The 13,613-nt window shown below is 34.7% G+C and carries 13 protein-coding genes and 1 tRNA gene; 12 read left to right on the forward strand and 2 right to left on the reverse strand.

All coding sequences use genetic code 11. From position 1 onward, the window contains the following. Positions 1–2 precede the first annotated feature (2 nt). The 10 genes from SKM54_RS08425 (at position 3) to SKM54_RS08470 (ending at position 11,268) form a co-directional block, all read left to right on the forward strand. The gene (locus SKM54_RS08425; protein ID WP_154773214.1) at positions 3–305 is read left to right on the forward strand and encodes a YbdD/YjiX family protein; all 303 of its coding nucleotides are present in this window, start codon (positions 3–5) and stop codon (positions 303–305) included. Positions 306–576: 271 nt separating this feature from the next. Then, positions 577–1,539, forward strand: a complete 963-nt coding sequence (locus SKM54_RS08430) for an AAA family ATPase (protein WP_407061301.1) — start codon at positions 577–579, stop codon at positions 1,537–1,539. A gap of 9 nt (positions 1,540–1,548) precedes the next feature. Further along, positions 1,549–2,454, forward strand: a complete 906-nt coding sequence (locus SKM54_RS08435; protein ID WP_321095159.1) for a DUF58 domain-containing protein — start codon at positions 1,549–1,551, stop codon at positions 2,452–2,454. A gap of 5 nt (positions 2,455–2,459) precedes the next feature. After that, the gene (locus SKM54_RS08440) at positions 2,460–4,475 is read left to right on the forward strand and encodes a transglutaminase family protein (RefSeq protein ID WP_321095123.1); all 2,016 of its coding nucleotides are present in this window, start codon (positions 2,460–2,462) and stop codon (positions 4,473–4,475) included. Positions 4,476–4,507: 32 nt separating this feature from the next. Then, positions 4,508–4,584 (forward strand) — tRNA-Val (locus tag SKM54_RS08445). 706 nt (positions 4,585–5,290) lie between these two features. Then, the gene (locus tag SKM54_RS08450) at positions 5,291–7,522 is read left to right on the forward strand and encodes an NADP-dependent isocitrate dehydrogenase (RefSeq protein WP_321095125.1); all 2,232 of its coding nucleotides are present in this window, start codon (positions 5,291–5,293) and stop codon (positions 7,520–7,522) included. Positions 7,523–7,916: 394 nt separating this feature from the next. After that, positions 7,917–8,084 (forward strand): hypothetical protein, encoded by a 168-nt coding sequence (locus tag SKM54_RS08455; RefSeq protein ID WP_154773218.1) that lies wholly within the window; start codon positions 7,917–7,919, stop codon positions 8,082–8,084. Positions 8,085–8,448: 364 nt separating this feature from the next. Beyond that, complete coding sequence (locus SKM54_RS08460) at positions 8,449–9,771, forward strand: NCS2 family permease (protein WP_154773219.1); 1,323 nt, start codon at positions 8,449–8,451, stop codon at positions 9,769–9,771. Positions 9,772–9,835: 64 nt separating this feature from the next. Next, positions 9,836–10,837 carry an adenosine deaminase gene (locus SKM54_RS08465; protein WP_321095126.1) on the forward strand — a complete coding sequence of 334 codons (1,002 nt, stop codon included), beginning with the start codon at positions 9,836–9,838 and terminating at the stop codon, positions 10,835–10,837. Positions 10,838–10,923: 86 nt separating this feature from the next. Beyond that, positions 10,924–11,268, forward strand: coding sequence for a hypothetical protein (locus SKM54_RS08470; protein ID WP_321095127.1), 345 nt, complete (start codon positions 10,924–10,926; stop codon positions 11,266–11,268). Between the two features lie 58 nt (positions 11,269–11,326). Here SKM54_RS08470 and SKM54_RS08475 read toward each other — a convergent pair whose 3' ends face one another. Then, positions 11,327–11,881 (reverse strand): cytochrome b, encoded by a 555-nt coding sequence (locus tag SKM54_RS08475; RefSeq protein WP_311917638.1) that lies wholly within the window; start codon positions 11,879–11,881, stop codon positions 11,327–11,329. 212 nt (positions 11,882–12,093) lie between these two features. Between SKM54_RS08475 and SKM54_RS08480 the strand changes: the two genes are divergently transcribed. Both SKM54_RS08480 and rnhB read left to right on the forward strand, forming a co-directional pair. Then, positions 12,094–12,471, forward strand: a complete 378-nt coding sequence (locus SKM54_RS08480) for a hypothetical protein (protein WP_171501217.1) — start codon at positions 12,094–12,096, stop codon at positions 12,469–12,471. 61 nt (positions 12,472–12,532) lie between these two features. Beyond that, a complete protein-coding gene (gene rnhB, locus SKM54_RS08485) occupies positions 12,533–13,114 on the forward strand; it encodes a ribonuclease HII (RefSeq protein ID WP_321087070.1) in 582 nt (193 codons plus the stop codon). Positions 13,115–13,183: 69 nt separating this feature from the next. On the opposite strand, the gene csrA is transcribed toward rnhB, so the two are convergent. After that, positions 13,184–13,438 carry a carbon storage regulator CsrA gene (csrA, locus tag SKM54_RS08490; protein ID WP_154772205.1) on the reverse strand — a complete coding sequence of 85 codons (255 nt, stop codon included), beginning with the start codon at positions 13,436–13,438 and terminating at the stop codon, positions 13,184–13,186. Positions 13,439–13,613: the final 175 nt, after the last annotated feature.

A 13,613-nucleotide genomic window follows, 5' to 3' on the forward strand; every position in this document is an offset into this window, starting at 1 on the left:
GTATGAACCTTAAATTTGCTAAAAGTGGTAAAACGGTGATTTATAAAATCATCAAAATGACCATTATGTCGCAGAAGGAGCTTATTCTTAATCCTAAGAATTGGTCTCGAATTGCAACACTTTGGCAGCGTTTACAGCAAAGTTTTCGCTTGATGGTGGGTGTGCCTGATTACCAAAATTATTTGGAACATATGGCAAAACATCATCCAGATTTGGAAGCTATGGATGCTAAAACTTTTTATCGTTATTGCGTGGATGCACGTTATCCAACAGCAGGTGGCGATATGAAGAAATGCCCTTGTTAATATTTGATTAATAAAAAAGCGTCCTAACGGGCGCTTTTTTATGGTCGTTATTTATGTATTGTTCATAATCTAAAGCCTGAATTGCCCCAAATTTTTTGTGAGTTAGAAGCACAACAAAAACATGAGCCAGATCTTAAGTCTGAAACTGTAAAAATTGAGGATAAAGTCGCATAACCATCTTAAAAATAACACTTTAGAGAGTATTGAATTCTTTGGAAAAAATCTAAAACAGTGTATGTTATTTAAAACTGATTTTATTTGGGGAATGTAGGTGATTTGGGGAATGAAAAAGGCAAACGAAGAAGCTTCATACCAAAGTGAGCATAATTTGGATGCATCAATCGAAAAATATACTCCAAAAATTACTGAATTTTTAACGCAAATTAATCGCATTATTTTAGATAAAGAACAGCAAACAAAACTTGCATTGTGTTGCTTACTTGCAGGTGGGCATGTGTTGTTTGAAGACCTACCTGGTTTAGGTAAAACAACATTATCTAGCGCATTAGCAAGACTTGCAGGACTTCAATTTCAACGTATTCAATTTACCAATGACATGCTTGCAAGCGATGTGATTGGCGTGAATATGTTTAATCAAAAAGAACATCAATTCGAGTTTAAACAAGGTCCAATTTTCACCCAAATTTTACTTGCAGATGAAATTAACCGTTGTAGCCCAAAAACGCAAAGTGCATTACTCGAAGCAATGGAAGAGGGTTATGTCACCATAGATGGTACACGTCACGAACTACCAAAACCATTTTGGGTTATGGCAACGCAAAATCCATTATTTCAAAGTGGTACATACGCTTTACCAGAATCTCAGTTAGACCGTTTTTTAATGCGGTTATCTTTGGGATATCCATCAAGACAAGCAGAAAAACAATTACTACAGCAAAACTCGAGACAAGCGCTAATTTCTACTTTAAATCATGTGTTTTTAGAATCTGAAGTACTTGAATTACAAAATATTGTTAAAGATATTTTTGTATCTGATGCAGCTTTGGAATATTTACTAGATTTAGTTGAAGAGTCACGAAAAGGGCATCACGGATTGTCTACACGCGGTGCTTTGGCTTTAAAGAAAGCGGCACAGGCGCATGCGCTCATTATGCAACGTAATTTTGTAACTTCAGATGATATTCAGGCTGTATTTAGCGCTGTTACTTCACATCGATTGGGGCTTTCAGAATCAGAAGCTTTACATTTAATGAAGCAAGTAGGTGCGAGTTAATTGTATATGCTGAAGAAATATTGGCAGAGTTGGGTAAATAAAAGATTTAAATTTGAACAATTTAAGCAACTGACCCAAAAAGATATTTTGATATTTATTTATCAGCAAGGTTATTTGTTTCTTGTTCTGATATTTATCACATTTATTGCAGGTGTAAATTACGCGAATAATCTTATTTTAGGTTTTTGCTTTTTAATAAGTTCTATTTTATGTATTAGCTTTTATTTAACTTTTAAACAGCTTTATGGTTTAGAAATTACATCTGCAATATCTGAAATTGGGCAGGTTGGAAATTCGGTAGAACTCACATTATATTTTGAGCAAAAACTACCGCAAACTCGTTATCTTTGGATTAAAACAGAACATCATTTAGAGAAAATTTTAGTCCAGAATTTAAAAGAAAAAATCACATTAAATTTCTATGCAGAAGAGCGTGGAAAATTTGAATTACCTAATGTTCAAATTTATTCAGTTTATCCATTTGGGCTAGTTCGAGCGTGGACGTATTTATATCTTCAAAATTGTGTATGGATTGCACCAAGAGCCAAAGAGTTTCAAACAGATAACAAGTTTGTGCAGCAAAACTTTTCTCAAGATGTAGATGAGTTTAGAGAGTTGAGAGAATATCAAACAGGTGAGTCTCTACATGCAGTTTCATGGAAGCAAGCAGCACGTGGTCATGGCTTATATATTAAAATATTTGAACAATATGAAGATCAACATCACGTGAATATTGTTTATGAAAATATGCCTGCAAATTCACATGAAGAGCGTTTAAGTTTAATGATGGGATTGGTCGAACAATGTGAGCAATTACAACATGCTTATAATTTGGTATTACCACGTGCAGAACTTGAACTGGGTTTAGGTGAAAAACAGCTATATCAAGCGAAACTTCTGTTAGCACAGGCGTAATGACAATGAATAGATTAATTAATAATTCAATTATATTAACGCTTGGTATTATCCTCATTACGCAAAGTATATTTTTACCATTTGCCGTTAGTGCATTATTCGCAGTTGTAATTATTATTTTGTATTTTAAATTAGCTAAACAAGAAAAACGTATATCGAAAGTAATTACATTTTTGTTTGTTATAGTCTCTTTAGCAGCTATTTTCTTTTCTTATAAAACTTTTATTGGTATTGAAGCTGGCGTTGCTGTTCTAGCTACGTTTCTATTTGCTAAAGCAATGGAAATTAAGGCTAAACGTGATGTGATTATTCTTTTGAATTTTGCATTATTTGTAAGTGCAAGTAGCTTTTTATATAGCCAATCTTTATGGATGGCATTACTGGTTATATCGTGTTTATTGAGTTGTTTGGTTGGATTGTATCGCCTACAAACAAGTGAGTTTTCGAATCATCAAATATCTAAAATAAGTATATTTCAGGATGCACGGCATGTTGGAAAGTTTATTGTTTTTGCACTCCCATTTTTTATTTTACTCTTTTTGTTTTTTCCAAGATTACCGCCGCTTTGGCACATTCCAATTCCAGACCAAAATAAAGGTATAACAGGAATTAGTGAGACAATGTCTCCAGGGGACATTGCTGAGCTATCGCAATCTTCTGAATTGGCTTTTCGAATAATTGGCGATATGAAAAAATTGCCTAATCAGTCGGATTTATATTGGAGAGGACTGGTTCTTGATCAATATGATGGGCAACAATGGACAAGTAATTTTGCTAATCAGCAACCATCACTGAACGCTCATTTTGAAAAAAGTAGTCAAAATTTTGAGTATGAATATTTAGCAGCTGATGTTCGAACAAAATGGGTGATGTCTTTAGAAAAATCTGTTCCTATTCAAGAAAAATATGTATTAAGAACAGATTGGAGTGTTGTTCCAATTCGACCAAATGGACGAATTCAACCTGTAAAAATGCAATGGATTGGCAAAGCCCAATTTAATTTAAATGTTAATGTTGTGCCTAATTGGGTTCAAAGTAGTAATACTCGAGCTCCAACTCAATTTGACTTGCAAGCACAGCAATTTGCGCAAAATTTATTTGTGAAAAGTAATAGAAATCCTGAGCTGTATATTCAAAATTTACTTAAATGGTATAAAGAAAATAATTTTACTTATACATTAAGTCCTGGTTTATTAGGACAAAATAGAATTGATGAGTTTTTATTTAAATCTAAACAGGGTTTTTGTGAACATTATGCTTCTAGCTTTGTCATGCTTATGCGTTACGTAGGTATTCCTGCTCGTATCGTTGTTGGGTATCAAGGTGGGCAGTTGGCACCAGATAGTGAAAGTTGGGAGGTTCGTCAATTAGATGCACATGCATGGACGGAGGTGCTTATCGGTCAGGAATGGGTTCGTTATGATCCTACCGCAATAATCGCACCTGAACGTGTAGATCGTGGCATGCAAAATTTAATTGCGAATAATCAGCAAGTTTTTGGTGATAGTCATACCAACTGGAAATATCAGCAATTCAATTTTTTAAATAAAGCTCGAATTTGGAGTGATTACTTAACTTATCAATGGCAAAGTAAAGTTGTTGGTTATGATGTTCAAAGCCAGAAAAAGTGGTTTGATCGTTTAGGTTTTAGTAATACTTATACTGCAATTTTAGTTTTAATTTTTGGCATTTTATTGATTGTTAGCGCATATTTTTCTTGGATATATTATTTAACTTTTAAACGTAGAGATAAGGTGCAATGGGCTTTAAATCGATTGTCGAAACAGTTACCTATTCATCTTCAGAAAAAGCCTTATGAATCTGTTGCGAGTTGGTTGATTTACGTTTCTTCAGCCTTAGAGCTAAATGAACATGAACAAGCTTTGATTTGTGAGCTTATAAATTCATATCAAAAGTATGTTTATGGCGCTAATAAAGATGAAAAAGATATTCAAATACTATTAAAATTGATTAATAGTTGTTCTGCTATGTTGGCTCAATATAAAAAAGGCTTGTCTTAGAATTTTAAAATGACTATGATTTTAGCCACTTTAGGTGTATAGCTCAGTTGGTTAGAGCGCTACGTTGACATCGTAGAGGTCAGCAGTTCGAGTCTGCTTATACCTACCAAAATTTAAAGCTATAAAAAGGTTTTAAGCAAAAAAAGCTTAAAACCTTTTTTATTGTTTGAACTAAAGTGAATCGTTCATGGTAAAGTTTTTATAATTAAAGGAAGTTAGATTAATTATTGAGGTAATGAATCTTCAATAATCCTATTATAAATTCCCAATAAATGATTAAAAATTACGACAAAAGCAGATGCTTTTAATCACAAAAACAGTCAATTTAAGACATTTTTTCTATTAAAATACAAATATGTTTAAAGTTTATACTGTCATTTAGTTGGTGAATGGTGTTTGCTATGAAAGCAATTCAATAACTTTAGTCTATATTGACTTTAGGATTATAAAAAATGGTGTTTGAATTGTTCATATTGTGTACTAATTTAGATATGTGTTTTATAAGTGATTTTATTATATTCTTAATTTAATTAATGACTTATTTGAAAAATAAATTGAATTATAGTGTCATCACATTTGAGAATACCTAACATTTTGCACTTCGAAAAACAGCAAATATCAAGTAGAATAGTGGCACAAGAAAATAGTATAGGTGTGAACAAACGTTAAGCGACATCACAATATGAAATGATATTTCATTGACGGATAAGCTTTGAGCATCGATACTCTTTATGTTTTATTCAAGCAAACCGGTTCGCAGAAATTGAGTCAAAAGCTCAGTTCTAAAAAACTTAATCTATCGCAAGGGGCTATATATGGCTGGTGGAAAGTCAAAAATCATTTATACACTGACCGACGAGGCGCCATTATTGGCAACTTACTCACTACTGCCGATCATTGAGACCTTTACTAAGCCAGCTGGCGTAGAAATTGTTAAAAGTGACATTTCTGTAGCTGTACGTGTACTCGCAGAATTTGCAGATTATTTAAAAGACGAACAAAAAGTTCCTGATACTCTTGCAGAGTTGGGTCGTCTTACTCAAGATCCAGATACGAATATTATCAAGCTTCCTAACATTAGTGCGTCTGTTGGCCAATTAACAGCATGTATTAAAGAGCTTCAATCTAAAGGTTATGCGATTCCTGATTACCCAGAAAATCCTACAACTGAAGAAGAAAAAGCGATTAAAGCTCGTTATAGCAAATGTTTAGGTTCTGCTGTAAATCCAGTTTTACGTGAAGGTAACTCTGACCGTCGTGCACCTGCTGCAGTTAAAAACTACGTTAAAAAACATCCACACTCTATGAGCGAGTGGAAGCAGTGGTCACAAACTCACGTTTCACATATGAGCGAAGGTGACTTCTATCACGGTGAAAAGTCTATGACTTTAGACCGCGCTCGTGACGTGAAAATGGAATTAGTGACTAAGTCTGGTCAAACAATTGTTCTCAAGCCAAAAGTTGCGCTTAAAGACGGTGAAATTATCGATTCAATGTTCATGAGCAAGAAAGCGCTTTGCGATTTCTATGAAAAAGAACTTGAAGATTGTCGTGAAGCAGGAATTTTGTTCTCTTTACACGTTAAAGCAACAATGATGAAAGTTTCACACCCGATCGTATTCGGTCACTGTGTGAAAATATACTACAAAGAAGCTTTTGAAAAGCACGGTAAATTATTCGAAGAGCTAGGCGTAAACGTAAACAACGGTATGGCTGGTCTTTATGAAAAGATTGAAACTTTACCGACATCTGTACGTGAAGAAATCATTGCAGATTTACACGCTTGCCAAGAACACCGTCCTGCTTTAGCAATGGTTGATTCTGCAAAAGGTATCACAAACTTCCATTCACCAAACGACGTAATTGTAGATGCTTCTATGCCTGCAATGATCCGTGGTGGTGGTAAAATGTGGGGTGCTGACGGCAAACCTTACGACTGTAAAGCTGTAATGCCTGAATCTACATTCGCTCGTATTTACCAAGAAATGATCAATTTCTGCAAGTGGAATGGCAACTTCGATCCAAAAACTATGGGTACTGTACCTAACGTTGGTTTGATGGCGCAAAAAGCTGAAGAATACGGTTCACATGACAAAACTTTCGAAATTTCAGAAGATGGTGTTGCGAACATCGTTGATCTTGAAACTGGCGAAGTGTTGATGTCACAAAATGTGGAAGAAGGCGATATCTGGCGTATGTGTCAGGTGAAAGACGCACCGATCCGTGACTGGGTGAAACTTGCGGTAACACGCGCGCGTAACTCTGGCATGCCGGCAATCTTCTGGCTTGACCCGTACCGTCCACATGAAAATGAATTAATCAAGAAAGTTGAAAAATACTTGAAAGATCATGACACTGACGGTTTAGACATCCAAATTATGTCTCAAGTACGTGCAATGCGTTACACACTTGAGCGTGTTGCTCGTGGCTTAGACACAATTTCTGTTACTGGTAACATTTTACGTGACTACCTAACAGACTTGTTCCCAATTATGGAATTGGGTACTTCTGCGAAAATGCTTTCTATCGTGCCTTTAATGGCTGGTGGTGGTATGTACGAAACTGGTGCTGGTGGTTCTGCGCCTAAACACGTACAACAACTTGTAGAAGAAAACCATTTACGTTGGGATTCTTTAGGTGAGTTCATGGCTCTAGCTGTGTCACTTGAAGAAATGGGTATTAAAGAAAATAACCCAAGCATTAAATTGCTTGCTAAAACTTTAGACCAAGCAACTGGTAAATTACTTGATAACGACAAGTCTCCATCACGTCGTACGGGTGAGCTTGATAACCGTGGTAGCCATTTCTACCTTGCTAAATTCTGGGCTGAAGCGCTTGTTGAGCAAGATGAAAATGCTGAGCTTAAAGCACAGTTTGCTCCATTAGCAAAAGCACTTGCTGAAAACGAAGATAAAATCGTTGCTGAGTTAGCTGCTGTTCAAGGCAAAGCTGCTGATATCGGTGGTTACTATGCTGTAGATCAAGAAAAAGTAAATGCTGTTATGCGTCCAAGCGCAACATTAAATGCAGTACTTGCTTCTGTTTAAGTATTGATAACTATGTCACTTATTTAAATAGGTGTTTTAGTAAAAGCCGATGTTATTACATCGGCTTTTTTATTTCACTGTTTTATTGGTATTTATCTTTTAAAATAATAATTTACTAAATACACTTAGGTGTTGAGGTGTTGAGGTGTTGAGGTGTTGAGGTGTTGAGGTGTTGAGGTGTTGAGGTGTTGAGGTGTTGAGGTGTTTATTTAAATATATCCAATTGTTTTATTTAAAATATTTATATACCTTCAAAAGGTTGGTATAATTTTTTCCTTATGCTTAAAAATACATAAAAAAGCGAGTTAGTGACTTAATTAAAAGATATAGTGTTAATATTTGCTAAATATTTAAATAAAAAAAACTAAATTTATTGAGGCTTAAAGTGTTCAAAATGATTGCGGGAGTAACTTTTATTGTTGTTCTAATACTTGGATTTATTGTCCATCAAGATATGAAAGAAAAGCAGCATAAAGAATTAAAATTGCTTATAGAGGATGCTAGAAGTTCAATGGGTGAAACAGAGCAAAATAAAAATTATTATGCACCTAAAAATAAATAGTTTTTATACTGATAGTTTGAGTAACAAATAGATTTAAATTTTTCTTAACTAAACAATCCTTAAAAATGAAAAATTTAGAAACTTTAAAAAATCAATGTGATATAATTACAATATTGGAAGGTTGAATTAAATATTTTTTTAAATTATATATTTAATTTCAAGTAAATAGATAGGGCTGCATATTATTTATGCAGCTTTTTTGTTTACTGATTTAATAGATTCATTTGGTTATTTTTGTTGCCAAATTAATTGAAGACCTCATTTTTTAAATTTGGCATAACCATTGCAACAAGTTTTTTAGGAATATACCTTTTTAGTATATTTAAAAAATCTTGGCATTAAGTTTATTAACAGGGGCTAGGTCATGACGACTCCTAATCCGTCTTCAGTGAGTGTGCTAGAGCGCTTGTTTAAGCTCAGCGAAAACAAAACGACTTTTCGTACAGAAGTTCTAGCAGGTATAACGACATTCTTAGCAATGAGTTATATCATTATTGTCAATCCAATGATTTTATCCGCAACAGGGATGGATCATGGGGCTGTCTTTGTTGCAACATGTCTTGCAGCTGCAATTGGCTGCGTAGTAATGGGCATAATTGCAAATTATCCTATCGCTCTTGCACCCGGTATGGGGCTTAACGCTTACTTTACCTATTCAGTTTGTTTGGGTATGGGTGTGCCTTGGCAAACGGCTTTAGCAGCAGTTTTTGTATCGGGTATTGTTTTTATTGCTATTAGTATGTTCAAAATTCGTGAAGCCATTGTGAATGCAATTCCAATGTCTCTGAAATTTGCCATTGGTGGTGGTATTGGTTTATTCCTTGCATTAGTTGCATTAAAGAATGCTGGTATTATTGTAGATAATCCTGCAACGCTAGTAGGTTTAGGTGATTTAAAACAGCCATCTGTATTACTTGCACTTTTAGGTTTCCTTTTAATTGTTGTTATGCACCATTTTAAAGTTCGTGGTGCAATTGTCATTAGTATTTTGGCAATTACAGGTATAGCAACAGTTTTGGGCTACAACGAGTTTAAAGGCGTTGTTGGTGAAATTCCTTCTTTAGCACCAACGCTTATGCAGATGAACTTTGAAGGTTTATTTACTGCAAGTTTAATTGGCGTTATTTTTGTATTTTTCTTGGTCGATTTATTTGACTCAACAGGTACATTAGTTGGTGTTTCACACCGCGCAGGTTTACTGAAAGATGGTAAATTACCACGCTTGAAAAAAGCTTTATTTGCCGATTCATCTGCAATTGTTGCGGGCGCTGCGTTGGGTACATCTTCAACTACGCCTTATATTGAATCTTCAGCAGGTGTTGCAGCAGGTGGTCGTACAGGCTTAACTGCTGTTGTTGTGGGTATTTTATTTATTCTGTGTTTATTCTTAGCACCATTGGCTCAATCTGTACCAGGTTTTGCAACTGCTCCGGCATTATTATTTGTTGGTGTGTTGATGATTCAAGGTATTACCAATATTGATTGGGAAGACATCACAGAAGCAGTTCCAGCATTTTTAACCATTATTTTCATGCCATTTTCATATTCAATTGCAGATGGTATTGCAATGGGCTTTATTAGCTACGCATTAATTAAACTATTTACAGGTAAAGCGAAAACTGTACCTTATATGGTTTGGATTGTTGCTGCGCTTTGGGTATTAAAATTTGCATTGTTTGGTGGCTAATTACACCAAGTAAAGCAAAGGGTGTAAACTTTGTTTACACCCTTTTTTATTTTCGAGGATATAAATGAATCAATTAGATTTTATCCGTGCATTGCCAAAAGCTGAGTTGCACGTACATATTGAAGGGACATTTGAACCAGAACTTATGTTTACAATTGCGCAGCGTAATGAGGTGGAAATTCCTTATAAATCTGTAGAAGAAGTAAAACAGGCGTACAATTTTCACAACTTACAATCGTTCTTAGATATTTACTATGCGGGTGCAAATGTACTTATTCATGAACAAGATTTTTATGATTTAGCTTGGGCATATTTTGAAAAATGTGCAGAAGATAAAGTTGTGCATACAGAAATGTTCTTCGATCCGCAAACACATACAGATCGTGGAATTGCATTTTCAACAGTAATAAATGGTTTACAACGCGCTTGTGATGATGCAAAAGAAAGATTTGGAATTTCATCTCATTTAATCATGTGTTTCTTACGCCATTTAAGCGAAGAAGCTGCATTTGAAACACTTGAACAAGCATTAGCTTATAAAGATCAAATTATTGGTGTTGGCTTAGATTCGAGTGAAGTTGGACATCCACCATCTAAGTTTGAACGTGTATTTGCTAAAGCGCGTGAAGCAGGCTTTTTAGTGGTAGCGCATGCAGGTGAAGAAGGCCCAGCAGAATACGTGTGGGAAGCTTTAGATTTATTAAAAGTAAATCGTATTGATCACGGTGTTCGTTCTGAAGAAGATGAAACACTTATGGCACGTTTAATTGCAGAAAAAATGCCATTAACGGTTTGTCCATTAAGTAACTTAAAGCTTTGCGTTGTAGATGATATGGCGAAACATAATATTCGTCGTTTATTACAAAAAGGCGTGCATGTTACTGTAAATTCAGATGATCCATCATATTTTGGTGGTTATATGAATGATAACTTTATTGCAATTACTGAAGCCTTAGATTTAACAAAAGATGAGCTTAAGCAATTGGCAATTAATTCATTTGAAGCGTCTTTTATTTCAGATGATGAAAAGCAAAAATGGTCTGAACAAATTCAAGCAATGGCTTAAATTTCTGACATATTATAAAGCAGTGAATATTCACTGCTTTTTTTAGATTAAAGAAAATGCTATGAAAAAAAATATTTAAATTTATCGTGTTGATCTTATTTGTATTTATTGCTGTGATTGTCTATTTGGCGATAGCACATCCTACAATCATCACGAAAACAGCGCTTAAGCCTGTTATTGAATATCAATGTAAAACTGAATTACAAGCAACAAAAGTTTGGAAAACAGCATCTATTTTTATGACAGAAGATGAACAGCAAAAAAGTTTATCTCAAGTTTGTGGTTGTGTTTCAGAGCATGCAACAGATGATGTAGCTGTAAAAGAACTCATTCATGCATTGCTTGATGAGCAAGCAAAGAACGAATTGGTATCTAAAGCAATAACTAACAGTGTACGAGGTTGTGTTGTAAAAGCACTGAATGAAAGATAATTGTATAAAAAGCCACTTTAAAGTGGCTTTTTATTGGGCTAAATCATTGTAAAGAAATCTATTTAGGTTGTTTTGTCATGCTAACTAAAACAGTATCTTTATCTATAAAGTGATGTTTTAATGCCGCAAGAATATGACCTGCAAGTAATATACCCGCTGCCCAAGATATATAAATATGCAAAGGTTTAACAATCGCTGTAATTTCAGGGTTTTCTGAAATTAAAGTTGGTAAATTAAATAAGTACAATACAGGTGCAGGATGCCCAGCGCTCCAACTAAATAAGCAACCAGTAATTGGTAAAGCAAGTAGCATAAAATACAGCGCTAAATGTCCAAAATGAGCCAGGCGCTTCATAGTGGGAGACATGGTATTTGGTAGTTCAGGCGCAGGGTGCGTATAACGCCAGAAAATACGTACAACAACTAAGAAGATAATAACCGTAGCAATATTTTTATGTAATGTAATGACAGTACCTTTAAAGCTACCATCAACATCATAGCTTAAAAAATTACCACTGTAGAAGCCAATAATCCATGCGGCAATAAAAATAATAGCCATTAACCAATGCAGTATTTGGGCTGTTCGCGTGTAATATTGTGAACGATTTTTCATGTAAATTGAGTCTATTTTATAAGCATCATTATATTAAAGCACTAGAAGAAATTCGTGAATAATCTATTTGCAACACATTGTTGAAAATATGGAACGATATAGTTTGTTGGGAATTTACCCAGATAGGTCATTTTAATGATTTAAACATTTCTAATTTGGACTAAATTCGGCAAAATAGAGCGACATTTATTTTGTATAAAAAGGACAATATTGTGAAAAAGCTAATTGCTGTAATTGCGCCACTTGCACTTATTTTATCTGCATGTGCAACAACAGATACAACAACTACAGGTGCAGCATCTACAACTCAACAATTAGGTGCAGCTGCGCTTAAAATTGCAGTAAATGCAAAATGTACAACTGAGTTAAATAATATTCAAGCTTGGAAAACAGCAACTACATTAATGACTGCTGAGAAAAAGCAAAGCATTGAAACTGAAATTTGTGGTTGTGTAAGTGAAAAAGCACCACAAAGTGTAACGGCTGTAGATTTAGCAACAGCTGCATTAGATCCTGCTGCACGTACGACAATTGTTTCAAATGCAGTAACGAAAACAATAAATGCTTGTGTTGCTGAATCTGTAAAATAATTAAAATTTTGTTATGAATTAGGCTGACTTGTTCAGCCTATTTTTTTAAGGTTATAAATGTATGAAAATAATTGCAGGAACAGATGAAGCAGGGCGCGGGCCATTAGTTGGTTCAGTGGTTGCAGCGGCTGTTATTTTAGACCCAAATAATCCGATTGAAGGGTTAAATGATTCTAAAAAATTAACAGAAAAAAAACGTGAAATGTTATTTGTTGAGATTCAAGAAAAAGCATTGGCATGGGCAATTGCAGAATCGAGTGCTAAAGAAATTGATGAATTAAATATTTTACAAGCATCTTTATTGGCAATGCGTAGAGCAGTTGAAAAGCTTCATATTCAGCCAGATCATGTTTTGGTTGATGGAAATAAAGAACCCAAAGGTTTGCTTATGAGCTGCGAAGCTGTTGTTGGTGGAGATGCGCTTCATGCTGAAATTTCGGCTGCTAGTATTCTGGCAAAAGTAACTCGTGATCATGACATGGTAGAGCTAGACCAGAAATATCCGCAATATGGTTTTGCTAAACACAAAGGGTATCCAACAAAAGCACATTTTGAAGCTATTGCACAACATGGTGTTATTGATGAACACCGTAGAAGTTTTGGTCCCGTTCGAAAAGCATTGGAAGCGATGAATAATCACTAAACTGATACAAAATTTAGGCAAATTTAAAGCGGCAATGTAGCCGCTTTATACTCACAAAATTAAATTATCTTAGCGATTAAAATTATTTTGTTGGTTGTTTTCTTCTTCGATAGAAGGTTGATAATCTTGATCGATGTGTTGAAGATGTTCATGCATAGCACGTTCATGCTGAATGCGTTGATAAATCTCTTCACGATGAACAGAAACTTCTTTGGGAGCATTTACACCGATACGGACTTGATTGCCCTTAACACCAAGAACAGTAACACTGACTTGATCCCCAATCATTAATGTTTCACCGACACGTCGGGTAAGAATCAGCATGTTTATCTCCTTGCAATATGCTAAACGTGCAAATGTTAAAAATAGGAAATTACACAACCCTAAAACTTGTTAAATTCTAACAGATATTCCATATTAAACTTTGATATGACATCAAAGCAAAATAAATTAAATATTAAGTTATAGTTAAATATAACAGAGCCTCTAATATAAATAC

Source organism: Acinetobacter faecalis (assembly GCF_034187745.1).
GTDB lineage: Bacteria > Pseudomonadota > Gammaproteobacteria > Pseudomonadales > Moraxellaceae > Acinetobacter > Acinetobacter faecalis.